This is a genomic window from Crossiella sp. NPDC003009 (assembly GCF_053591555.1).
Map to the genome: position 1 here is coordinate 93,227 of NZ_JBSFUA010000025.1, position 21,245 is coordinate 114,471.

Below are 21,245 nucleotides of genomic sequence, written 5' to 3' on the forward strand. Positions count from 1 at the left end.
CGGCTGGTTGACTTGAAACCGAACTCAAAGGCGGCTCGCGCCGCCGGAAGTGGAGCCGCCGGATGACCGCCACCGCGCAGCGCGTGCGCCAGGCCCGTGACCTGCTCGGGCAGGTCCACCAGCAGTTGGCCGAAGGGGGTAGCCGGGACCCCTCGGTGGCGGAGGTGGTGAGCATCCTTACGGAGCTACCGGGCCTGCTCAGAGCCACTGCGGGGCTGCTCGACCAGGTGGATCCGGCGGTCGCCTCGGTGGTGCTGAACAGCACTTCCTCGCCGGGCTGGCTGCACTCCCCGGCCGAGCGCGCCCGCTATGTCGCCAGCGCCCTGCGGAGCAAGGCCGACGACGTCGTGGGGATCACCGCGAAGCTCCGGCTGGCGCGCTGAACAGGTCTGGACCCATGCTCGGATTGCCAGTTTTGCATGGGTGTCCGGCGAGCCTGTTCAGCGCGATTCCCAGTTTTACCGACACTACGGACGGTTCACCCTGGCCAGCAGCGCGGCGAGCACGGCGGCCGCGGTGAGCACGCCAGCCGCGACCACGACGGTGACGTGCATGCCGCTGACGAAGGCCAGCTTGGCCGCCTCGGTCAGCGCGGACCCAGCCGGTCCGGGCAGCTCGGCGGCCACCGCCAGCGCGCCCGCCGGGGTGTCCTTGGCGGCCGCGGCCGCCTCGGCGGGCAGGCCAGGGGGCAGCGCGGCGCCGACCTCGGTGCGGTAGACCAGCCCGATCCCGACACTGCCCAGGATCGCCATGCCCAGCGCGCCGCCGAGCTCGGTGCCGGTCTCCGACAGCGCGGAGGCCGCGCCCGCGCGCTCGGGCGGGGCCGCGGCCAGCACCAGGTCGTTGGCCAGCGCGGTGACCAGGCCCAGGCCGACGGCCATCACGGTCATCCCGGTGACCACCCAGGTCAGCCCGCCGCGGTCCACGCCGGCGGCGGTGAGCAGCAGCAGTCCGGCCGCGCCGACCAGCAGTCCGGCCGCGATCACCAGGCCGGGCCGGAACCGCCGGGCCAGCGCCGGGCCGAGGCCGGTGCCGAGGGCCATGCCGAGGAAGACCGGCAGGCCCCAGAGCGCGGCCACGAACGGCCGGTAGCCGAGCACGGTCTGCAGGTACTGGGCGGTGAACAGGGTGATGCCGCCGATGGCGAACAGGGTCAGGGTGGCAGCGAGGATGGCCACCGCGAAGCCCGGGGTGCGGAACAGGCTCAGCTCCAGCATCGGGTCCGGGCGCTGCTGGCGGCCGATGAACCAGAGTCCGAAGGCCAGTCCGGCCACGATCGCGGCCAGGGGTTCCCAGCCGAGGCCGTCGGTGGCGAGCCGTTTCACGCCGTAGATCACCGGCAGCATGGCCAGCAGCGAGAGCAGCGCGCTGAGCAGGTCGAACCGGCCGGGCCGCGGATCGCGGGACTCGGGCAGCAGGACCGGGGCGAGCACCACCAGCAGCAGCATCGCGGGCACGTTGACCAGGAACGCGGTGCCCCAGTGGAAGTTCTCCAGCAGCAGTCCGCCGAGCACCGGCCCGAGCACCGCTCCCCCGGCGAAGGCGGCGGTCCACACCGAGATCGCGGTGGCTCGCTGGGTGGGGTCGTGGAACATCGCGCGGATCAGGGCCAGCGTGGACGGGGCGAGCGTGGCGCCGCCGACGCCGAGCAGCGCTCGCGCCGCGATCAGCAGTTCCGGGCTGGTGGCGTTGGCGGCCAGCACCGAGGCCAGGCCGAAGAGCACGCCACCGGCCACCAGCAGCTTCCGCCGCCCGATCCGGTCACCCAGGGTGCCCATCGTGACCAGCAGCCCGGCCAGCAGGAACCCGTACACGTCCATGATCCACAGCAGTTGTCCCCCGGTTGGCTGAAGTTCGGCGGAGAGGAACGGCACCGCGAACAGCAGGATCGACAGGTCCATCGCCACCAGCAGGGCCGGCAGCACCAGCACCGCCAGGCCCAGCCACTGCCGCACCCCCGCGCGGTCGGTCATTACGGTCATAGCGGTTAATCATACGTACGTCTAATACATCTGTATAGATCCTAGGATGGGCGGCGTGGGACACCGTGAAGATCTGTTGGCCGGGGCCAAGCGCTGCCTGCTGGAGCGCGGGTACGCGCGCACCACGGCGCGGGACATCGTCGCCGCCTCCGGGACCAACCTCGCCAGCATCGGCTACCACTTCGGGTCCAAGGAGGCGCTGCTGACCCAGGCCATGATCGAGGCGCTGACCGAGTCCACCGAGGCGGTCAGCAAGGCCCTGCCGATCGACAACACCGCCCCGGCGCGGGACCGCCTGGAGACGGCCTGGCACCAGGTCTCGGTCTCCACCAAGGACGCGCCGGCGATGTGGCGGGCCAGTCTGGAGGCGTTCCTGGTCGGCGCTCAGCAGCCCGAGGTGCTGGAGGTGCTGCGCGAACTGCACGCCTTCCAGCGCCGGGAGCTGACCGCGGAACTGCTGGGCGTGCCTGCCGAGCAGGTCGATGAAGAGCAGGCGGGCACGCTGGGCGCGCTGCTGCTGGCGATGGCCACCGGCCTGTCCATGCAGACCATGGTCAACCCGGAGCACGCGCCCACCGCCAAGGACATGGCCGCCGGGCTGCGCCGGCTCGCCGAGGTGCTGGACGCCGGCTAGACCAGGGTGATCCGCCCGCCCGCCCTGCGCGCCCGCCAGGACGCGGCGGCCACACCGGCCAGCAGCAGCACCGCGCTCAGCGCGACCATCGCGGTGGACAGGGCCACGATCTCCGGGGAGATGCCGCGCTTGCTGGCCTGGCCGTAGACGAAGACCGGCAGCGTGGTGGAACCGGCGTCGCCGAGGTAGCTGGAGATCACCACGTCGTCAAAGGACAACAGGAAGGCGAAGGCCGCGCCCGCCGCCACCGCGGGGGCGACCAGCGGCCAGGTCACCGTGCGGAAGGCGGTGAACGGGTCCGCGCCCAGGTCCGCCGCGGCCTCCTCCAGCCGCGGGTCCATCCCGGCCAGCCGGGCCCGGACCACCACGACCACGAAGCTGAGTGAGAAGGCCACGTGCGCGGCCAGCAGCGCGCCGAAGCCGAGCGGGATGCCGGCCAGCTTCACGCAGAAGGCCAGCAGGCTCACGCCCATCACCACCTCGGGCACCACCAGCGGCAGGCTGAGCAGCACCGTCCACACCGCGCGGCCGCGGAAGGCCTTGCGCAGCCCGAAGGCGGCCAGCGTGCCCAGCAGCACGCACACCGCCGCGCTGGCCAGCGCCAGCCGCAGGGTCAGGCCGAGCGCGCTGAGCACCCGCTCGTCCTGCGCCAGCGCGGCGTACCAGCGGGTGCTGAACCCGGTGATCCGGCTGACCTGGGCCGAGTCGTTGAACGAGGCCAGCGCCAGCCAGCCGATCGGCAGGTACAGGAAGGCGAAGACCAGCGCCACGGCCAGGCCCAGCCGCCAGGGGCGTCTCACAGCACGTCCTCCCCTCGGCGGCCGCGCAGGATGAGCACCAGCACGACCAGGATGAGCAGCAACACCGCCATCGCCGAGCCGAGCGGCCAGTTGTTGCCGCTGCGGAACTGGTCGTCGATCACGCTGCCGAAGGTGGACTGCTCCACCCCGCCGAGCAGTTTTGGGGTCACGAAGTCACCGGCGGCCGGCACCAGCACCAGCAGCGAACCGGCCAGCACGCCGGGGGCCACGCCGGGCAGCACCACCCGCAGGAAGGTGGACACCCGGCCGTGCCCGAGGTCGTAGGAGGCCTCGGCCAGCCGGTGGTCGAAGCGCTCGCAGGCCACGTAGAGCGGCAGCACCATGAACGGCAGGAACCCGTAGCTCAGGCCGAGCACGACCGCGCCGTCGGTGCGCAGGAAGCCGCCGTCGACTCCCAGCCCGAGCAGGCCGAGCGCCTGGTTGACCAGGCCGTCCTCGTCCAGCAGGGCCTTCCAGGCGTAGATCCGGGCCAGGTAGGAGGACCAGAACGGCACCAGCACCGCGGCCAGCAGCGCGGTCCGCCAGCGGCCGCCGTGCCGGGCGATGAACCAGGCCAGCGGGAAGCCCAGCAGCAGGCAGACCGCGGTGGTGGCCAGCGCGTAGAGCAGGGTGCGGCCGAAGATGGGCAGGAAGGCCGGGTCCAGCGCGCTGCGGTAGGCCTGGCTGGTCCAGGGCAGCACCACGTGCGTGACGCCGGTGTCGCGGGTGGCGAAGCTGTACTGCACCACCAGGGCCAGCGGGGCGAGCAGGAAGATGCCCAGCCACAGCCCGGCCGGGGTGAGCAGGGCGTGCCGTTTGAGCGCTCCGGTCAACCCGTCTTCACCTTGGTCCACGCGTCCGCGTAGCGGGCCTCGACCTCCCGGTCCAGGTCCTTGGTGAAGGGCAGCTTGGCCAGCGCCTCCTCCGAGGGGTAGACCAGCGGGTCCTCCAGCAGCTCCTTGTCGATCATCGGCTTGGCCGCGGTGTTCGGGCTGCCGTAGCGGACCGCGTTGGCCAGCTTCGCGCCCACGTCGGCCCGCAGGATGTAGTCGATGAAGCGGTGCGCGTTGGCCGCGTGGGGGGCGTTCTTGGGCACGCACAACAGGTCCACATAGGACAGTCCGCCCTCGGTGGGGATGGCGTAGGCCACGTCCTCGTTGTCGTCGCGGGCCTGGAAGGCGTCGCCGGAGTAGACCTGGGCCAGCACCACCTGGCCGGAGGTGAGCGGCTGGATCACGTCGGAGGTGATCTGGCCGATCTTCTTCTTCAGCCCGAGCAGGTAGCGCACCGCCTCCTCGATCTTGGCCGGGTCGGTGGTGTTCGGGTCGTGGCCCAGCGCCAGCAGGCCCAGCGACATGCCGTCCCGGGCCTCGTCCAGGATCGAGCTGCGGCCCTTGACCCCTGGGTGGTCGAAGGCGCTGAAGCCGGTGAAGGTGCCCAGCGTGTTCTTGGAGTACGCCAGGCCGGTGGTGCCCCAGGCCCAGGGCGCGGAGAAGCGGTTGCCCGGGTCGTAGTCGGCCTCGGTGAACCGCTTGTCCAGGTTGCGCAGGTTCGGGATCAGGTCGTGGTCCAGCGGCTGGAGCAGCCCGGCGCGGCGGAACCGGCGCAGGAAGTTGTCGCTGGGCACCACCAGGTCGTAGCCCGCGCCGCCGGAAGCGATCTTGGCTTCCATCTCGTCGTTGGAGCTGAAGTTGTCGTAGGTGACCTTGATGCCGGAGTCGGCCTCGAACCCGCTGAGGGTGTCCGGCGCGATGTAGTCGGTCCAGTTGTAGAAGTTGAGCTGCTTCTCGTCCTTGGCGTTGGTGGCCTTGACCTTCGTGGACTCGGGACCGCTCGGCGTCGGCGCGGGGCCGATGCCGCAGGCGCCGAGGCCCTGCGCCGCCACGGCGAAGAAGGCCATCGAGCGCAGCATGCTCCGGCGGCTGACCCGGGGGCCGCTGGTGTCCCACAACCGGGCGATCCGCACCTGCTCGGTCATTTCTTCCCCTGTTCGGCCAGGACGACGGTGTACTCCGGATCCCAGGCCAGGCGCACCGGCTGACCAGGGGTGCCCGCGTCGGAGATCCGGCGGGTGTTCTGCACGAACGCGGCCAGCTGGCCGCCGCCGGGCACGTCGATGACGTACTGGGTGGACATCCCGGTGTAGACCACGTCGTGCACCGTGCCGTCGAGCACGCACCAGCCCTCCGGCGGCTGCTCGGCGCCGTCGAGGTCGTAGAGGTGCAGCTTCTCCGGCCGCACGGTGACCGCGAGGCTCCCGCCGTGCCCGATCGGACGGCCCGGCGGGCGGGCGCGCAGCCTGCGCACGCCGGGCGCGGCCAGCTCCAGCCAGTGGCCCTCGGAACCGGTCACCGTGCCGTCGAGGATGTTGGAGGTGCCGATGAACCCGGCCACGAACCGGGTCGCCGGCCGCTCGTAGACGTCCTCGGGGTAGCCGACCTGCTCCACCCGGCCCGCGTTGAGCACCGCGATCCGGTGCGAGAGGACCAGCGCCTCCTCCTGGTCGTGGGTGACGTAGAGGAAGGTGGTGCCGACCTCGCGCTGGATCCGCATCAGCTCGATCTGCATCTGCTTGCGCAGCTGCGCGTCCAGCGCGCCCAGCGGCTCGTCCAGCAGCAACAGCCGCGGCTGGGCGGCCAGCGCGCGGGCGATGGCCACCCGCTGCTGCTGCCCGCCGGAGAGCTGCGCCGGCCGCCGCTTGGCGAACCCGGACAGCTGGACCAGCTCCAGGTGCTCGCCCACCCGTTTCTTCAGCTCCGCGCCGCGCAGCTTCTTGCGGCGCAGCCCGTAGGCCACGTTGTCCCACACGGACAGGTGCGGGAACAGCGCGTAGGACTGGAAGACGGTGTTCACATCGCGCCGGTAGGGCGGCACGCCGACCATCTCGGCTCCGTCCAGCTCGATCCGCCCGGAGTCCGGGTCGGCGAACCCGGCGATCATCCGCAGCAGCGTGGTCTTGCCGCAGCCGGAGGGCCCGAGCACGGAGAAGAACTCGCCCTCGTGCACCCGCAGGTCCACGCCGTCGACGGCGACCTGGTCGGCGAAGTGGCGGGTGACGCCGTAGATGCCGACCGCGACCGGGGCGTAGGTGTCCGGGGTGCGCGCTTCGACGGGATGGAACTCAGCGGTCAATCCGAGGACCTCCAGGCACGGCGGTGCCCCGGCTGGGGCTGGGGATGGGGGGACGGCGAGCCCGGCGGCGGTTACGGGCGCGCGGTGGGTCAGCGTAATCCAGCGGGGGCTGGTGTGCGACGATGGGCTGTAGACGAACTACTTGTCAGTGGAGGGAAAGATCGTGGCTAGCGCACCAGCCTCGGAGCACGACGAGCCCTCGGCCGAATGGGGCTGGCACGGGCACTTCCCGCGCGCGACCAAGATCATGGGCTGGTTCTCCGTGGTCGCCATGCTGGGCATGCTGATCGGCAACCACACCGGCTGGAACGAGGACGTCTATCTGGTGCTCACCGCCGCGATCATGGCCGGCGCGCTGATCCGCTGGCAGATCAAGGACCGCACCTCCTGGCGCAGCTGACCCGGCTCTGGCCGATGTACCGGACGTGAACCCTCCGTATAGGCCCGTGCCCTAAGGTCGCGGCCATGAAGCCGAGGGGCATCCGCCGGGGGCGCGCGCCCATGGCACTCACCGCGTTGACCGTGGTGGGTGCGGTGGCGCTGGCGCTGACCGGCGCGGCCAAGCCACAGGGCGGGGCGGACTTCCAGCAGAGCGGGCACTGGGTCTACAACGCGGTGCTGGGTGGCGTGTTCCACCTCGACGGCGCGACCGGGGCGATCGACGCCAGGGCCGAGGTGCCGGAAGCCGAGGCGGGCAGTCCGGTGGTGCAGGGCAGCACCGGGGGCTACGTCATCGGGCGCAGCCGGATCATCGAGTTCGGCAAGTCGACGCTGCGGGTGGAGCGGAGCACGCCCGCGCCCTCGGCGGAGCAGCCGGTGACGCTGGAGGTCCCCGGCGGCCCGTACGTCATCTACCGGGAGTCCGGGAAGATCGTCTGGCTGGGCGGGGAGACCGCCACCGTCTCCGCCGACGGCAAGCTCGGCGACCCGGTGGCCACCGCGGACGGCACCGTCTGGCTGCACCGGCCGGACAACGGCGCGGTCTGCAAGCTGGTCAAGGGCGCGCTGCGGCTGGACTGCCCGGCGAGCACGCCGAAGGGGCAGACCGGCGCGCTGACCGTGGTCGCCGACCGGCCGGTGTTCGTCAACACCGCCACCGACACCGTGCACCCCATCGGCGAGGCCGGGCTGGGCGAGGGCCTGCCGGTGGGCGCGGACCTGCCGCCGACCGCCCGGCTGGCCAGCACCGACGTGGACGGCCGGATCGCGGTGCTGGACGGCGCGGCCAAGCGGATGCTGCTGGTGGACATCGGCGGCCCGAACCGGACCGGGCCACCGGCCAAGCCCGCGGTGGTCAGCCTGCCGCCGGGTGACTACACCGACGTCGAGTCCTCCGGGCAGACCGTGGTGGTGGTGAACAAGACCACCAACGCGGTGCTCACCTTCGACCGCGCGGGCAAGCCGCTGCGCGACACCACGATGCCGCCGGGCGGCACCAGGGTCAGCCGCGGCGAGGACTCCAGGGTCTACGTGGACAGCGCGGACGGCGGGCACGTGGTCGCGGTGGACCACGACGGCCGGGTCACCCCGGTGCCGATCAGCGGCGACAAGATCACCAGCAGCAACCAGCCGCAGCCGCCGCCCGCGGAACCGACCCTGACCGGCGGGCCCGGCCCGACCACCGGCGCCGGACCGACCACCGGGCCGCGGATCCAGCCGCCGCCGAAGCTGCCGCCGCCACCCCGCCGCACCACCCCGGTCCGGCCGGTCCAGCCGACCAGCGCGAAACCGCCGGTCGCCCCGGCCAGTCCGCCAGGGGTGCCGCAGGGCGTGCGAGCCAGCTCCGGCGACCGGCAGCTCACCGTGGACTGGGGTGCGGCCGCGGCGAACGGGGCCCCGGTGTCGGCCTACCTCGTGTCCTGGACCTCCAGCGCGGGCGGCTCCACGAAGCGGGTCGGCGGCGGGACGCGCTCGACCGTGCTGACCGGCCTGGCCAACGGGACCGCGTACACGGTGACCGTGGTCGCGGAGAACCGGGCCGGGCGCGGGCCGGGCGGGCAGGCCACGGCCAGCCCGGTCGCGCCGAAGCCGCAGCGCAGCATCCAGCTGAGCCGGGGCACCCCCGCGACCTACGGCGAACAGTGTCCCTCCCTGCCGGAGAGCGCAAAGATGCGGGTGACGCTGCGCGGGTTCGCGCCGAACACCAGCGTCAAGGTCATCCCCTACTCCGACAGCAGGAACTACGAGAACCCGGGCCGGACCGTGCGCACCGACGCGAACGGCACGCATACCTTCGAGGCCTTCCACTTCTGCGCGGTCGGCAGGAATGTGTGGGTGATCGCGGACGGCGTGCGCTCCAACACGATCACCTGGGTCCGCCAGTGAGCCGGTTGACCCGGCGTGGCGTGGTGGTGCTGGTGCTCGCGGTGCTGCTGCTGACCGCCGGCGTGCTCGCCGGGCACCCGCTGCTGCGGGCGCTCGGCGGGCTGTGCGTCGGCGCGCTGGTCGCGGCGGTGGCGCTGACCGCGCGGCGGCCCAGCGTGGTGGTGACCAGGGAGGTGTACCCGGACCGGGTCGAGCGCGGCCGTCCGGCGCTGGCCCGGCTGCTGGTGCGCAACCAGGGCCAGCGGCACCAGCCCGCCTTCACCGCGGGCGACCGGCTCGGCGAGGGGGTGCACGACGTGCGGGTCGACGCGCTGCCGCCGGGCACCGAGGCCAGCTACCACTACGAGCTGCCCACCCAGCGGCGCGGGCGGCTGCCGGTGGGCCCGCTGGTGCTGGAGCGCACCGACCCACTCGGACTGGCCCGCGGCAGGCTGACCGCGGGCGAGTCGGCCACCGTGTGGGTGCACCCGCGCCGCCACCCGCTGCGGCTGCCCGCCAGGGGCACGCCCCGGCACCACCACGAGGGCCGGGTGGCCGAGGACCTGCACGGCTCGCTGGACCTGCGCGAGGTGCGCGAGTACCAGCCCGGCGATGAGGTGCGGCACCTGCACTGGAAGGCCGCGGCGCGCACCGGGCAGCTGATGGTCCGCCAGTACGCCGACCCGGACCAGCCGCGGCTGACCCTGTTGCTGGACACCAGGTCGCGCTCGCTGACCCCGGCGGGTTTCGAGGAGGCGGTGGAGGTGGCCGCCTCGGTGCTGCACGCCGCCGCGCTCGGCGGGCAGCGGTGCAGGCTGGTCACCTCCGGCGGGCTCGATCTGTCCACTTCGGACGGTGCCACCGCGGCGCGGCGGCTGCTGGACGAGCTGTGCGAGCTGGGCCAGGACCAGGAGACCGCGCTGGCGCCGGGCGCGCTGGCCAGGGCGCGCGGCGGGGACGGGGCGCTGGTGGTGGTGACCGGCGGTTCGCTGGACGAGGCGGTGCTGGCCAGGCTGCGCGGGCGGTACCCGGCGACCACGGTGGTGGCGCTGGGGGTCGGCGCTGGCCGGCCGGTCGGCCGGTTGATCAGGGCGGCGGACGCGGCGGAGGCGGTGAGCCAGTGGAACGCGACCTCGGCCGGACGCCGGTGAAACCCCAGCCCGCGGCCGGTTCCCGGGACCGGGCCGGTGAACGGCTGACCCTGGCCGGGGTGCTGCTGGCCGGCGCGCTGGCCGGGCTGCTGTTCGCGCCGGTGTTCGGCCTCGGCGTGCTGCTGCCCCCGGTGCTCACCGTGACGCTGGTGCTGGCCGCGGGCGCGGAGCTGCTCGCCAGGACGCCCGCGCTGATCCCGTGGCGGCCGCTGCTGCTGGGCGCGGCCGGACTGCTCGGCATCGTCGAGTCGGCCCTGTTCGACACCACGCTGGCCGGGCTGCCGACCGGGGACACCGTGCGGGCGCTGGGCGCCGGGCTGGTCGACTCCTGGCGGCTGACCCTGGAGTCCACCTGGCCCGCGCGGCCGGAGCCGGAGCTGCTGCTGTTCGTGCCGCTGCTGGTGCTGGCCGCCGGGGTGCTCGGGATCGAGCTGGCGCACCGGTTCCGGGGGCCGCTGCCCGCGCTGCTGCCCAGCGCGGTGGTGCTCGGCCTCAGCCAGCTGTACGCGGCCGCGACCGGCGGGTTCGCGCTGGCCGCCGCGCTGGGTTACGCCGCGGCCTGCGCGCTGGCGCTGGTGCGCGGGCAGGTCCGGCCGGTGGCCCTGGTCGTGGTGGCCGCGGCGGCGCTGGCCGGGTCCGGCGTCGGGCTGCTCGCCGACCCGCTGGGGCGGCCCGCCTACTCGCTGCAGGACGAGCGGTCCACGCCGCTGCCGCCCGCGCCCACGGTCAGCCCGCTCACCGAGATCGCGGCCCGGCTGCGCGAGCCGGACCGGGCGGTGTTCAGCTATACCAGCCCGGCACCGGTGGACCGCTGGCCGCTGGCGGTGTTCACCGAGTTCGACGGGGTGAACTGGCGCACCGGCGGGGACTTCCAGCGGCTGGGCGCCGAGCTGGCCCCGCCGCCGGGACTCCTTGACCCACAACGCCGCGAGGCGCGGATCAGCACGCCGCCGGGGAGCGGGCGGTGGCTGCCCAGCCAGTCCTGGCCCGCCGCGGTGAGCGGGACCGACCCGCTGATCGGCCCGGCCAGCGGCATGCTGTTCGGGCCCGGCGGCGCGGTGGACTACCGGCTGTCCTGGTGGGAGCCCAAGGCCGAGGGCCTGCTGGAGGCGCCGATCGACCCGGATGTGCCCGGCTGGCAGGGCGGGATCGGCGAGGTGCCGCCGGGGATGGCCGAGCTGGCCGAGCAGGCGACCAGGGGGCTGCGCGCGACCTTCCAGACCGCGTTGCAGCTCCAGCGGTTCTTCACCGACCACTACCGGCTGGCCAGCGGGGCCGAGCTGCCCACCGGGCACGGCTGGCCGCAGCTGGAGCGCTTCCTGCTGCACACCAAGCAGGGCACCAGCGAGCAGTTCGCCGCCGCCTACGTGGCACTGGCGCGGCTGCGCGGCATCCCGGCCCGGCTGGCGGTCGGGTACGCCGCGCCGGCCACCAGCGCCGCGGACGGGCGGTGGGTGGTGCGCAACCGGGATGTGCTGGCCTGGCCCGAGGTCGCGGTGCGCGGCTTCGGCTGGGTGCCGCTGGACCCGACCGAGACCGCGGCCCGCTCCACCGCCACCGGCGGGCTGGCCGACCTGACCGCGCGGGCCCGGCAGAACTTGCCCGCGCCGGAGGCCATGCGCAATCCGGAGCTGCCCGCCGCCGGGGCCGGGGACGAGGCGGACGAGGCGGGCTCGGGCAGCTGGTGGTGGCTGCTGTGGGCGCTGCCCGCGCTGGTGCTGGGACTGCCGGTGCTGTGGGTGCTCGGGGTGCCGCTGCTGCGACTGCTGCGGCGGTGGCGACGGCGGCGGGCCACCGGCACGGCCGCGGTGGCCGGCGCGGTGGCCGAGGTGCGGGACCGGTTGCGCGCCTTCGGGATCCCGGTGACGCCCGGGATGACCGTGCGGGACCTGGCGACGGCAGCCGGGCCGGGCGCGGACCGGTTCACCGCGGAGAGCGTGCGGCTGCTGGCCGGCACCGTGGACGCCGCGCTGTGGTCCGGCGCCCAGGTCACCGGCGAGCTCGCCGAGCGGGCCTGGGACGCCGAGCGGCAGGTGCGCAAGAGCTTGTCCCGCAACGGCTCCCTGCGCGCCCGGCTGCGCGCGGCGCTGGATCCGCGGACCGGCTGACAGCTTCCGGCCAGCACGGCCCGCACGCCGCCCGGCCTGGCCAGCATGGGGTGGTGACTCGAACCGCCACCCTGCTCCCCCTGCTGGCGGGCGCCGCCGTGCTGCTGGCGGGCTGCGCCCCGGACGCGCCCGCCCCGGCCCCCTCCTCGGCGTCGCCCGCCTCCACCACCTCCGCTCCCCCGCCGCCGTCGTCACCGCCGCCGAGCACCCAGCCCGAGCCCCCGCCGCCCCCGCTGCCCACCGGGGCCGCGGACGGCCGGAACCTGACCGCCTGCACGGACGGGACCTGCGAGGTGCTGGTGAGCAAACCGGCCTCGATCCGGCTCAACCCCAAGCTCCAGGTGCGCACCCTGCGGATCGGGGCGGTCGAGGCGGACACGGTGACGCTGAACCTGACCTTCCCCTCCGGCAGCGGGGTGAAGTACGCCTGCGAGGGCGGCACCCAGTGCACGGCGGTGGGCGGCACGGCGAGCTCCGAGCCGTTCGCGCAGGCCATCGGCAAGGCGGGGGCGCGGATCACGGTGAACGGGCTGCGGGTGGAGGTGGTGGCCGCGCACGAGGGCACGGCCGTGCTCCGCCTGTCCCCCGCCTAACGCTGGGAGACGCTAGGGCCGGGAGACGCTGTGCAGGAACGGGTCGAAGTCCAGGTCGGCGGTCTCCGGGTCGGCCCCGGCCGGGAGGAAGTCCCGCACCAGGTCGAACACCTGGCGCTGGGCCTCCTCCACCGCGCGCTGGATGGTCTCCACGATGTCCTCGGCGAGCCGCTGGGAGTCGGGGTCGCGGAAGATCCGCGGGTTCAGCTCCAGGTCCAGCACCTCGCCGCGGGCGCCCACCGTCGCGGTGATCAGCCCGTCCGGTGAGTCGGCGGTCGCGGTGATCTCTCGCATGCCGTCGCGCACCTCGCGCACCGCGTCCACCAGCTGTCGCATCTGCTCGTCGCGCACTGTCGCCTCCTCGCCTGTGGTGGCCCCAGTGTGCTGCGGCACAACGAGATCCGGGCTCGGCTGACAGCTTGCGGCCAGCACCGGCCACCGCGCCGCGCCGGGGGCGGACCATCACAGAATGGGACGCCTTCGCCAGCTCGCCACCATCCTGACGGCGGCCGCGCCGCTCTGCCTCACCGGCGGGCTCGCGCACGCCGCGCCGCCACCCGGCACCTGCCACAACCCGGCCCCCGCGCGCGCCGAGATCCCGGAACTGCCCTGGGCGCAACAGGTCCTGACCCCGGAGCGGGCCTGGCCGGTCAGCGACGGCGCGGGGGTGACGGTGGCGGTGGTGGACTCCGGGGTGGACGCCGACCATCCGCAGCTGGCGGCGAACGTGCTGCGGGGCAAGGACTTCTACTACATCGGCGCCCTGCCGGGGAACTTCGACTGCGTCTCCCACGGCACCGCGGTGGCCGGGATCATCGCCGCCGGCGAGGCGGGCAAGGCCGGGTTCCGCGGGGTGGCGCCGGGGGCGAAGATCCTGCCGGTGCGGGTCAGCGACCGGGACCTCACCGAGGGCGGCGGCGCGGCCGCGATCGACCCCGCGGTGCTGGCCCGCGGCATCTGGTGGGCGGTGGACCAGGGCGTGAAGGTGCTCAACCTGTCGCTGTCCGGGCCGGTGGACAACGCGCTCATCCGGGACGCGGTGGCGCACGCGGTCAGCAAGGACGTGCTGGTGGTGGCCGCGGCCGGGAACCAGCAGCAGCAGGACAGCCAGCTGGTCGGCCGGCCCTCCTACCCGGCGGCCTATCCCGGGGTGCTCGGTGTGGGCGCGATCGACATCGACGGCGCGCGGCTGCCTGCCTCCCAGCTCGGCGAGTTCGTCGACTTGGTCGCGCCGGGCGCGAAGGTGCTCGGCACCACCCGCGCGGGCGGGCACTCCTACTTCACCGGCACCAGCTTCGCCGCGCCGTTCGTGGCGGGCACCGCGGCGCTGGTGCGGGCGCGCTGGCCGGAGCTGTCCGCGGCCGAGGTGACCAGGCGGCTGCTGGCCACCGCCACCCCGGCGCGCGGCGGCAAGGACAGCCCCGGCTACGGCGCGGGCGTGGTCAACCCCTACCGCGCGGTCACCGACGTGCTCTCCGCGGCGGCCCCGGTCCCGCTGCCGCCGCTGACCCACCCGGCGCCGGATCCGGACCTGCTCAGCGCACGGGCCTGGTGGCGGGCCGCGGGCGAGCAGGCCAGGGTGTGGACCGCGGCCGCGGTCGGCGCGGCGCTGCTGGCGGTGCTCCTCGCGGCGCTGCTGCCGCGCGGGCGGCGGCGGGGCTGGGCGGCCGGCCTGCCCGATCCGCTGCCCGCCGCGCCGGGCCGTGAGGAGGAGCTGCCCGAGCAGGTGTTCCTGCTGCCGCCGCCACCCGCGGAACGCTGAGCACGCGAAAGGCCCCGGTCGCCGAGCTGGCGGACCGGGGCCTGCGCGTGCGGGTCAGCCGATCGAGGTGCTGCCGATCCGGGCGATCGACTGCTGCAGGGCGGTCTGCAGGTTCGAGTTGGTGTTCTGCACCCCGCCGCGGATCTGCTCGACCAGCTGCTGCCGCTGCTCGCTGACCTGCTTCCACGCCTGGTGCACATCGCCGAACTGGCCACCACCGGAGTCCGTCCAGTCCGAGCCGGTGATACCCGCCGCCTGCGCCATCTGGTCCATCTCGGACTGGATCTGATTGATGGTGGCGAGCAGCTGCTGAGCGAATCCGTCAAGCTGCCCGAAGTTTCCGCGAACGATGTCGACCATTTCCGGCTCCTGTTCAGTGAGTGGTCAGACCGGCGAAACCACCGGCGGAATCCTGGTCCTGCTGCTCATAGGTGCGGGAGGCGAAGGTGACGTTCTCGCCCAGCTCGGTCAGCGAGGCCACCACCCGCTGCACCCCGGTCACCCAGTTCGCGAAGGCCTGGTCGAAGCTGACCTTGGCCTGGCCCTCCCACGCGCCGCTGAGCGCGTCCGCCTGGGACATCGCCCGCTGCTTGTGCCCGTCGATGCTCTGCGCGATGTTGTTCGCGGTACTACCGGTCTGCGCGATTCCGCTGATCGCACCATGAATTTGCCCGGACATGCCGTGCTCCCCTCTTTCGCGGCGGTGTATTCGCCTGGCGAACGCTAAAGCGCGCCGGGCCCCGGCACGGCGGTCACGGCACCTTCCTGCCACGGCCATTTCCGCGGCCACGCATTCCAGGACGATCTGATTTCCCAGTCCGGTGAAGGAGGATTGTCGTGGCGACCATCGTGGTCCGGCGGCCGCAGCGCAGGCCCGCGCCGGAACTGCCCGCAGGCGAGCTGCTCATCGAGGCGCCGCCGGAGATCCCGCCGCCGGCCGGGCGGCAGTGGCAGCAGGCGCTGATGATGCTGCCGATGATCGCCGTGCTCGGCGCCTCGGTGCTGATGTTCTCCGGGTCGGCGGCCGGCACGCTGCGCTACGTCATCCTCGGCCTGTTCGGCGTGGCCGCGATCGGCATGATCGTGATGACCTTCATCACCGGCGGCGGCCCCAGCAAACGCGAGATGGGCCTGGCCCGGCGGGCCTACCTGCGCGGACTGTCCCAGCAGCGGCTGCGGGTGCGGCGCACCGCGCACCGGCAGCGGGACGCGCTGGCCTACCTGCACCCCGAGCCGCAGGCGCTGTGGTCGGTGGCCGCCGGCTCCCGGCTGTGGGAGCGGCGGCGGGACGACCCGGACTTCGCGGTGGCCCGGATCGGGGTCGGCGCGCAGAGCCTGTGCACCACCCTGATCGCGCCGGAGACCAAACCGCTGGAGCAGCTGGAACCGTTGTCGGCCTTGGCCTTGCGCCGGTTCATCAGCACCTTCACCGCGATTCCCGGGCTGCCGCTGGCGATCGCGGTCACCGGGTTCGGCCGGATCCACCTGCGCGGGGACAGCGACCGCGCGGTCGGGCTGGCCAGGGCCGTGGTGGCCTCGCTGGCGGTGCTGCAGACGCCGGAGGACCTGCGGATCGCGGTGTGCGCGGGCCGGGACGAGCGCGCGGACTGGGAGTGGGTGAAGTGGCTGCCGCACGCGCTACACCCGGAGAAGACCGACGCGCTGGGCCCGCTCCGGCTGGTCGCGCCGACCGTAGCCGGGGTGGAGGCGATGCTGGAGGACCTGCTCGCCCAGCGCCGCCGGTTCGACCCGGAGGCCGGGCACCCCACCGGGATGCCGCACCTGGTGGTGGTCATCGACGGCGGGTCCACCGCGGGTTCGGACCACCTGATGACCGGCGGCGGCGTCGAGGGCGTCACCGTGCTGGACCTGACCACCGCGCCGCCGAGGGCGCTGGACCGCGCGGCGGTGGTGCTGGAGGTGGCCGCCGACGGCGCGCTGAGCAGCGAGACCATCGACGGCGAGACCGAACTGGGCACCGCCGACGACCTGGACGCGGTGGCCGCCGAGGGCCTGGCCCGGCAGCTGGCCCCGTTGCGCGGGGTGGACGGCGGCCGCGGCGAGCAGCCGCTGAGCGCCTCCCTCGGCCTGGCCGAGCTGCTCGACATCGGCGACCCGTACCTGTTCGACCCGGCCCGCACCTGGGTGCAGCGGCCGAACCGGGACAAGCTGCGGATCCGGTTCGGGGTGCGCGCCGACGGCACGCCGATCGAGATCGACCTCAAGGAGTCCGCGCAGGACGGCATGGGCCCGCACGGGCTGCTGGTGGGCGCGACCGGCGCCGGCAAGAGCGAGCTGCTGCGCACCCTGGTGCTCGCGCTGGCGGTCACCCACCCGCCCAGCTCGCTGAACTTCGCGCTGATCGACTTCAAGGGCGGGGCCACCTTCACCAAGCTGGACCGGCTGCCGCACACCAGCGCGGTGATCACCAACCTGGCCGAGGAGCTGCCGCTGGTGGACCGGATGACCGACGCCATCAACGGCGAGCTGATCCGCCGCCAGGAGCTGCTGCGCGCGGCGGGCAACTTCTCCTCGCTGCGCGACTACGAGAAGGCCCGCGCGGCGGGCGCGCCGCTGCCGGAGGTGCCCACGCTGTTCGTGGTGTGCGACGAGTTCAGCGAGCTGCTCTCGGCCAAGCCGGACTTCATCGACATGTTCGTCCAGATCGGCCGGATCGGCCGGGCGCTGGGCGTGCACCTGCTGCTGGCCAGCCAGCGGCTGGAGGAGGGCAGGCTGCGCGGCCTGGACACCTACTTGTCCTACCGGATCGGGCTGCGCACCTTCTCCGAGGCGGAGAGCCGGGTGGTGCTCGGTGTGGGTGATGCCTTCGCGCTGCCGCGCGCGCCCGGCCACGGGTTCCTCAAGTCCGGCACCGAGCCGATGGTGCGGTTCCGCTCTGCCTACGTCTCCGGCGTGCACCGCCGCGCCGACCCCGGCGCGCACCCGGCCGGGCACCGCGCGCCCGCGCTGATGGCCTACTCCACCGCCTACGTCGCCCCGCCCGCGCAGGCCCCGGTGGCCACCCCGGCGGAGGATGCGGACGAGGCGGTCGGGGAGAGCCTGCTGGACGTGCTGGTCGAGCGGTTCGAGGGCAAAGGCGTTGCCGCGCACCAGGTGTGGCTGCCGCCGCTGGCCGAGTCGCCGTCGCTGGACCAGCTGCTCGGCCGGCCGGTCGAGGACCCGGTGCGCGGTCTGGCGGTCACCGACCCGAGGCTGGCCGGACGGCTGCTCGCGGTGGCCGGGATCGTGGACCGGCCGCTGGAACAGCGCCGGGACCACCTGGTGCTGGACCTCTCCGCCGCGGCCGGGCACGCGCTGGTGGTCGGCGCCCCGCACAGCGGCCGCAGCACCGCGCTGCGCACCCTGATCACCAGCCTGGCGCTGACCCACACCCCGCGGGAGACCCAGTTCTACTGCCTGGACTTCGGCGGCGGCACGCTGGGCACGCTCAACGGCCTGCCGCACGTGGGCGGGGTGGCCGGGCGGCAGAACCCGGGCGCGGTACGCCGCACGGTCGCCGAGGTGGTCACCGCGCTGACCCACCGGGAACGGCTCTTCGCCGAGCACGACATCGACGGCATGGCCGAGTTCCGCAGGCTGCGCGCCGAGGGCCGGTTCGCCGAGGAGGCGCACGGCGACGTGTTCCTGGTCATCGACGGCTGGGCCACGCTGCGCAAGGAGTTCGAGGACCTGGAGGACCAGGTCGCCGACATCGCCGCCCGCGGCCTGTCCTACGGCGTGCACCTGCTGGCCAGCTGCGGCCGCTCCTTCGACCTGCGCCCCAACGTGCGGGACCTGTTCGGCAGCCGGGTCGAGCTGCGCCTGGGCGATCCGCTGGACTCGATGGTGGACCGGGCCAGCGCGACCGCGGTGCCCGAGCACGCGCCCGGCCGCGGCGTCAGCACCAGCAAGCACCAGCTGCTGTTCGCGTTGCCCCGCATCGACGGCGGCAACGACCCGCGCGACCTGCCGGCCGCGGTGGCCGAGCTGGTCGCCGGCGCCGCCCGCGCCTGGACCGGGCCGCGCGCGCCCAAGGTCCGGATGCTGCCCGGCACCCTGGCCTACGCCGACCTGGTCGCGATGGATGCGGACAACCGGCTGGTCACCGGCATCGCCGAACGCGACCTGCGACCGGTGAGCTGGGACTACCAGGCCGATCCGCATCACCTGCTGCTGGGCGGCCCGGAGTCCGGCAAGACCACGTTCCTGCGGGCGCTGGCCCGCCGCATCCAGCAGACGCTGACCCCGGACCAGGCGCGGATCGTGCTCATCGACCACCGCCGCGGCCTGCTCGGCGAGGTCGGCGCGCCCTACCTGCTCGGCTACGGCACCGACAAGGCCACCACCGGCAGGCTGATGACCGAGGCCGCCACCGCGCTCACCGAACGCCTGCCCGGCAAGGACATCACGCCGGAGCAGCTGCGCACCCGCAGCTGGTGGAAGGGCCCGGAGATCTTCGTGCTGGTCGACGACTACGACCTGGTCGCCAGCCAGTACGACAACCCGATGCTGCCGTTGCTGGACTACCTGCCGCAGGGCCGCGATGTCGGCCTGCACGTGGTGCTGGCACGGCGCACCGGCGGGGCCGGGCGGGCGATGTTCGAGCAGTTCTTCACCAGGCTCCGCGACGTCGGCTCCCCCGGACTCATGTTGTCCGGGGACAAGGAGGAGGGACCGCTGCTGGGCGGGCTGAAGGCGGAGAAGCTGCCGCCGGGCCGCGGCTGGCTGGTCGACCGCCGCGACTCGGCCCGCCTGGTGCAGCTCGCCTGGCTGCCGCCCGGCGAGGCGTAGGCACACGAGAGGGAGGCCCGGCATGGGCGAGTCAAGGGAAGAGATCAACGGGCGGGTCAGCGCGATGCGCGCCTTCGCCGAGGAGTTGCGCCCACCGGAGTTCGCCCCGGTGCGCGCCGCCGCCGGCGCCAGCAGCGGCGGCGGGGGCGGCGGGATGGCCGAGGGCGCCGCGTTCACCACCGCGCACACCGAGGCCGCCGCCAAGGTCACCGAGTTCACCACCGCGGTGGACCAGGGCTTCAGCGCGTACCAGCAGCTGGCGACCGGCGCGGCCGAGGACTACCGCCGCTACGACGACGACAGCGCCCGGCAGATGCCGAACTGAGGGGGAGGTCATGGAGAACTACACCACGATGGAGATCGAAAAACAGGTCCAGCTGATCGAGGCGGAAGCGGCGGGCGGCCGGGTCCGGCAGATCACCGAGGCCCGCACCATGTGGACCACGCTGAACAACCAGCTGACCCTGGCCAGTGAGAACCTGCACGGCAAAGGCCAGGAGCTCGCGCCGAACTGGGCGGACAGCGCGGGCGCGCTCTTCGGCGACCAGGTCGAGTCGGGCGTGACCTCGCTGACCGAGTGGGCCCAGCGCACCCGCACCGAGCCCGCCGCCACCCTGGCCGACCTGGCCATCGCCCTGCCCCAGACCCGCGCGGGCGTGCTGGCCACCTGGGAGTGGTTCCAGAAGGCACTGCAAGCGGCCCCCGAGCGGGAAGCCGAGCTGCGCAGGCAGGCCAGCCAGAACGCCGGCGTCCCGATGAACCAGCTCGCCAGCCTGTTCACCCGGGCCGCCGAAGCCACCAGCAGCGCCGTGGGCGCCCCCTGGCGCGGCCCGCAAGGCACCCCCGCCTCCCCGGCAGGCGCGCCCGGCAGTCCCGCGGCTCCCGGCACCCAGCCCGGCAGCCCGCCCGGCGGTCCCAGCAGCCCACCCGGCGGCCCAGCGGGCGGCCCCAGCGCCGCACCTCCGGGCGGCGCACCCGGTGGCGCACCCGGCGGGGCGCCCGGTGGCGCACCGCCCGGTGGTGCCGAACCCCCCGGCGGCGCGCCCGGCGGCCCTCCTGGCACCGGCCCAGGCCTGGCAGGCGACGCCCCGCCGCCACCGGCCCCGCCCAAGATCCCGACCCCGCCCCCGCTGCCGAACATCCCCCCGGCGGCGAACATCCCGCCCCCGCTGCCCCCACTCCCGCCGATCGCCCCGGTCCCCGGCGTCGGCGGCCTGGCAGGCGCCAAGGGTGGCGGCGGTGGCGGTGGCGCGGGCGTCCCCAAGGTCCCCGCCATCCCCGGCCTCGGTGGTGTCGGCGGCGCCGGCGCCCTCGGCCACCAGCCCGCCTCCCGCACCATGGGCGCCGCGGCCAACCTCGCCCCACCCGCGGAAGCCCCAGCCGCCGCGACCGGCCCCGCCGGCGCGGCCAACGCGGCGAACGCGGCCCGCGCGGGCGGCATCCCACCGATGATGCCGCCGATGGGCCACGGCGCGGGCGGCGGCAACCAGGTCAAACCCGGCAGCGGCGCGGCACAGGGCAAGGCCACGGCCCCCGGCAAGGGCGTCAGGCGCGGCCTGCCCGGCGTCCCCGCCAAGCTCAGCGGCGGCCTGACCGGCGGCCAGGTCCCCACCACCACCCGTCGCCGCCGCACCGAGGAACCGTCCAGGGTCGAGCTCCTGGACGAGGAGATGTGGCGCGTCGACCCCGGCCTGGACGCCGCCCCGGCCACCACCCAGCCCGACCCACCCCGAGGCCGCCGCCGGCCCCGCTGACCGGACCAAAGGAACCGTTGCCCCGCCCGGACTTCCCGGGCGGGGCAACGGCTTTTCACCGAGCAGGCAACAGGTTTTCCCGGCGCACAAGAACGGCGGCCCCGATTTCCGGGGCCGCCGTTGTCGTTGCCGCGCTTCGGGGCCGTGGGTCCGCACCGCACGGCCGATGTCTGCGCCCCAGCGCCGCCAGCCCGCGTCAGCGCCGCCAGCCCGCGCCCCAGCGCCGCCAGCCCG

General features: G+C 74.2%; 19 protein-coding genes. 11 read left to right on the forward strand and 8 right to left on the reverse strand.

Annotation, left to right across the window (positions count from 1 at the left end; genetic code table 11):
- The first annotated feature begins 62 nt into the window (after nucleotides 1–62).
- Nucleotides 63–383: a hypothetical protein gene (locus ACWDY5_RS24660; protein WP_449724530.1), complete on the forward strand. Its 321-nt coding sequence runs from the start codon at nucleotides 63–65 to the stop codon at nucleotides 381–383.
- 84 nt (nucleotides 384–467) lie between these two features.
- Here ACWDY5_RS24660 and ACWDY5_RS24665 read toward each other — a convergent pair whose 3' ends face one another.
- A complete protein-coding gene (locus ACWDY5_RS24665; RefSeq protein ID WP_449724531.1) occupies nucleotides 468–1,982 on the reverse strand; it encodes an MFS transporter in 1,515 nt (504 codons plus the stop codon).
- A gap of 55 nt (nucleotides 1,983–2,037) precedes the next feature.
- Between ACWDY5_RS24665 and ACWDY5_RS24670 the strand changes: the two genes are divergently transcribed.
- Nucleotides 2,038–2,616: a TetR/AcrR family transcriptional regulator gene (locus ACWDY5_RS24670; protein ID WP_449724532.1), complete on the forward strand. Its 579-nt coding sequence runs from the start codon at nucleotides 2,038–2,040 to the stop codon at nucleotides 2,614–2,616.
- On the opposite strand, the gene ACWDY5_RS24675 is transcribed toward ACWDY5_RS24670, so the two are convergent.
- The 4 genes from ACWDY5_RS24675 to ACWDY5_RS24690 are packed head-to-tail and all read right to left on the reverse strand — an operon-like array spanning nucleotide 2,613 to nucleotide 6,548.
- Complete coding sequence (locus ACWDY5_RS24675; RefSeq protein ID WP_449724533.1) at nucleotides 2,613–3,416, reverse strand: ABC transporter permease; 804 nt, start codon at nucleotides 3,414–3,416, stop codon at nucleotides 2,613–2,615. The two genes, ACWDY5_RS24670 and ACWDY5_RS24675, sit on opposite strands and share 4 nt — an antisense overlap.
- Entirely contained in the window at nucleotides 3,413–4,249 is an 837-nt protein-coding gene (locus ACWDY5_RS24680; protein ID WP_449724534.1) for an ABC transporter permease, read from the reverse strand. The genes ACWDY5_RS24675 and ACWDY5_RS24680 overlap by 4 nt, the downstream gene beginning before the upstream one ends.
- Nucleotides 4,246–5,394: an ABC transporter substrate-binding protein gene (locus tag ACWDY5_RS24685; protein ID WP_449724535.1), complete on the reverse strand. Its 1,149-nt coding sequence runs from the start codon at nucleotides 5,392–5,394 to the stop codon at nucleotides 4,246–4,248. The genes ACWDY5_RS24680 and ACWDY5_RS24685 overlap by 4 nt, the downstream gene beginning before the upstream one ends.
- Nucleotides 5,391–6,548 carry an ABC transporter ATP-binding protein gene (locus tag ACWDY5_RS24690; RefSeq protein ID WP_449724536.1) on the reverse strand — a complete coding sequence of 386 codons (1,158 nt, stop codon included), beginning with the start codon at nucleotides 6,546–6,548 and terminating at the stop codon, nucleotides 5,391–5,393. Before ACWDY5_RS24690 ends, ACWDY5_RS24685 begins: the two co-directional genes overlap by 4 nt.
- A gap of 163 nt (nucleotides 6,549–6,711) precedes the next feature.
- Between ACWDY5_RS24690 and ACWDY5_RS24695 the strand changes: the two genes are divergently transcribed.
- The 5 genes from ACWDY5_RS24695 (at nucleotide 6,712) to ACWDY5_RS24715 (ending at nucleotide 12,704) form a co-directional block, all read left to right on the forward strand.
- Nucleotides 6,712–6,948 (forward strand): DUF2631 domain-containing protein, encoded by a 237-nt coding sequence (locus ACWDY5_RS24695; RefSeq protein ID WP_449724537.1) that lies wholly within the window; start codon nucleotides 6,712–6,714, stop codon nucleotides 6,946–6,948.
- Nucleotides 6,949–7,013: 65 nt separating this feature from the next.
- Nucleotides 7,014–8,873 carry a fibronectin type III domain-containing protein gene (locus tag ACWDY5_RS24700; protein ID WP_449724538.1) on the forward strand — a complete coding sequence of 620 codons (1,860 nt, stop codon included), beginning with the start codon at nucleotides 7,014–7,016 and terminating at the stop codon, nucleotides 8,871–8,873.
- The gene (locus ACWDY5_RS24705) at nucleotides 8,870–10,003 is read left to right on the forward strand and encodes a DUF58 domain-containing protein (RefSeq protein WP_449724539.1); all 1,134 of its coding nucleotides are present in this window, start codon (nucleotides 8,870–8,872) and stop codon (nucleotides 10,001–10,003) included. The genes ACWDY5_RS24700 and ACWDY5_RS24705 overlap by 4 nt, the downstream gene beginning before the upstream one ends.
- Nucleotides 9,973–12,111, forward strand: a complete 2,139-nt coding sequence (locus tag ACWDY5_RS24710; RefSeq protein ID WP_449724540.1) for a transglutaminase family protein — start codon at nucleotides 9,973–9,975, stop codon at nucleotides 12,109–12,111. Before ACWDY5_RS24705 ends, ACWDY5_RS24710 begins: the two co-directional genes overlap by 31 nt.
- 53 nt (nucleotides 12,112–12,164) lie before the next feature.
- Nucleotides 12,165–12,704, forward strand: a complete 540-nt coding sequence (locus ACWDY5_RS24715; protein ID WP_449724541.1) for a hypothetical protein — start codon at nucleotides 12,165–12,167, stop codon at nucleotides 12,702–12,704.
- Between the two features lie 12 nt (nucleotides 12,705–12,716).
- Here the strand turns inward: ACWDY5_RS24715 and ACWDY5_RS24720 are convergent, their stop codons facing one another.
- The gene (locus tag ACWDY5_RS24720; RefSeq protein ID WP_449724542.1) at nucleotides 12,717–13,055 is read right to left on the reverse strand and encodes a YbaB/EbfC family nucleoid-associated protein; all 339 of its coding nucleotides are present in this window, start codon (nucleotides 13,053–13,055) and stop codon (nucleotides 12,717–12,719) included.
- Nucleotides 13,056–13,173: 118 nt separating this feature from the next.
- Here ACWDY5_RS24720 and mycP point away from each other — a divergent pair, with 118 nt between their 5' ends.
- A complete protein-coding gene (gene mycP, locus ACWDY5_RS24725) occupies nucleotides 13,174–14,466 on the forward strand; it encodes a type VII secretion-associated serine protease mycosin (RefSeq protein ID WP_449724543.1) in 1,293 nt (430 codons plus the stop codon).
- Nucleotides 14,467–14,520: 54 nt separating this feature from the next.
- Here mycP and ACWDY5_RS24730 read toward each other — a convergent pair whose 3' ends face one another.
- The gene (locus ACWDY5_RS24730; RefSeq protein ID WP_449724544.1) at nucleotides 14,521–14,826 is read right to left on the reverse strand and encodes a WXG100 family type VII secretion target; all 306 of its coding nucleotides are present in this window, start codon (nucleotides 14,824–14,826) and stop codon (nucleotides 14,521–14,523) included.
- A 13-nt stretch (nucleotides 14,827–14,839) separates the two neighbouring features.
- Nucleotides 14,840–15,145 (reverse strand): WXG100 family type VII secretion target, encoded by a 306-nt coding sequence (locus tag ACWDY5_RS24735; protein ID WP_252486148.1) that lies wholly within the window; start codon nucleotides 15,143–15,145, stop codon nucleotides 14,840–14,842.
- Between the two features lie 158 nt (nucleotides 15,146–15,303).
- On the opposite strand from ACWDY5_RS24735, the gene eccCa reads away from it, so the two are divergent.
- Genes eccCa through ACWDY5_RS24750 form a run of 3 tightly spaced genes read left to right on the forward strand, consistent with a single transcriptional unit; the run spans nucleotide 15,304 to nucleotide 21,011 of the window.
- Nucleotides 15,304–19,257: a type VII secretion protein EccCa gene (gene eccCa, locus ACWDY5_RS24740; RefSeq protein WP_449724545.1), complete on the forward strand. Its 3,954-nt coding sequence runs from the start codon at nucleotides 15,304–15,306 to the stop codon at nucleotides 19,255–19,257.
- A 22-nt stretch (nucleotides 19,258–19,279) separates the two neighbouring features.
- Nucleotides 19,280–19,582, forward strand: coding sequence for a hypothetical protein (locus ACWDY5_RS24745; protein WP_449724546.1), 303 nt, complete (start codon nucleotides 19,280–19,282; stop codon nucleotides 19,580–19,582).
- 10 nt (nucleotides 19,583–19,592) lie between these two features.
- Nucleotides 19,593–21,011, forward strand: a complete 1,419-nt coding sequence (locus ACWDY5_RS24750) for a hypothetical protein (protein ID WP_449724547.1) — start codon at nucleotides 19,593–19,595, stop codon at nucleotides 21,009–21,011.
- The last annotated feature ends 234 nt before the right edge of the window (nucleotides 21,012–21,245 follow it).

Coding starts and splice junctions, on each gene's coding strand:
- ACWDY5_RS24660 (WP_449724530.1), top strand. CDS start 63: ATGACCGCCACCGCGCAGCGCGTGCGCCAGGCCCGTGACCTGCTCGGG.
- ACWDY5_RS24665 (WP_449724531.1), bottom strand. CDS start 1,982: ATGACCGTAATGACCGACCGCGCGGGGGTGCGGCAGTGGCTGGGCCTG.
- ACWDY5_RS24685 (WP_449724535.1), bottom strand. CDS start 5,394: ATGACCGAGCAGGTGCGGATCGCCCGGTTGTGGGACACCAGCGGCCCC.
- ACWDY5_RS24700 (WP_449724538.1), top strand. CDS start 7,014: ATGAAGCCGAGGGGCATCCGCCGGGGGCGCGCGCCCATGGCACTCACC.
- mycP (WP_449724543.1), top strand. CDS start 13,174: ATGGGACGCCTTCGCCAGCTCGCCACCATCCTGACGGCGGCCGCGCCG.
- ACWDY5_RS24730 (WP_449724544.1), bottom strand. CDS start 14,826: ATGGTCGACATCGTTCGCGGAAACTTCGGGCAGCTTGACGGATTCGCT.
- ACWDY5_RS24735 (WP_252486148.1), bottom strand. CDS start 15,145: ATGTCCGGGCAAATTCATGGTGCGATCAGCGGAATCGCGCAGACCGGT.
- ACWDY5_RS24745 (WP_449724546.1), top strand. CDS start 19,280: ATGGGCGAGTCAAGGGAAGAGATCAACGGGCGGGTCAGCGCGATGCGC.
- ACWDY5_RS24750 (WP_449724547.1), top strand. CDS start 19,593: ATGGAGAACTACACCACGATGGAGATCGAAAAACAGGTCCAGCTGATC.